Here is a 264-nt window from a genome sequence, read left to right on the forward strand (position 1 = left end):
GAGTTGAATAGCGATTATGCTAAAAAGCGTGGTGTACCTAAGTTATTAAGACGTATAGAATTTTATGATGAAAAAAAGAAAAGGACATTTGAATTCCTAAGCAACAATTTTCATCTCGCTGCATCAACCATTGCTGCAATTTATAAAGATCGGTGGAAGGTAGAACTATTTTTTAAAGCGATCAAGCAAAACCTAAAATTGAAATCGTTTTTAGGCCGTAGTCGCAATGCGATCCAAACACAAATATGGATTGCCTTAATTGCG

General features: G+C 34.8%; 1 protein-coding gene. It reads left to right on the forward strand.

Annotated elements, in window-relative coordinates:
- The coding region (locus tag DPG01_RS18680; protein ID WP_162622387.1) for a transposase at positions 1–264 on the forward strand (264 nt) is incomplete at both ends.

Source organism: Acinetobacter sp. WCHAc060042, assembly GCF_003231195.1.
Taxonomy (GTDB): Bacteria; Pseudomonadota; Gammaproteobacteria; order Pseudomonadales; family Moraxellaceae; genus Acinetobacter.